Genomic DNA, 387 nt, shown 5'->3' on the forward strand with positions numbered 1-387 from the left:
TTACGTACAGAGCCTAGCACATGCAGCAACATCATTGAAAACTTACTGCGTCAAGCAACGATACGCTCACAGCCACTGCACGACTACTGACAGACCTGATAGTTGACATTACCGGTGAGGCCTGAAGGGATGACACTGTCCAATCAAGCTAGCCCAGGCCATTGAAGCACTGGACTAGCTTTTTTCAAATTAAACCTGTGCGTCTGCCGCAGCCGTTTCAGCCGGCGAAACAATACTGGTCTTCATACCACGCGAACGGCCCGAGCTCAGGTAAGCCGCAATGGACTCTTGCGTCACTTCACCCAGGAACACGTTCTCGGCGTCCAGCACCGGCAGCCAGGCGCGGTTGAACTCGTACATGCGCGACAGCAGGATGCGCAAGTGCTC

At 54.3% G+C, this 387-nt stretch carries 1 protein-coding gene; it reads right to left on the reverse strand.

Annotated features, from left to right (window positions below; genetic code table 11):
* Positions 1-189: 189 nt before the first annotated feature.
* On the reverse strand, positions 190-387 hold a 198-nt coding region (locus ALO43_RS17660), incomplete at its 5' end, for a CBS domain-containing protein (protein ID WP_459564956.1).

It is taken from the genome of Pseudomonas tremae, assembly GCF_001401155.1.
Lineage (GTDB): Bacteria > Pseudomonadota > Gammaproteobacteria > Pseudomonadales > Pseudomonadaceae > Aquipseudomonas > Aquipseudomonas tremae.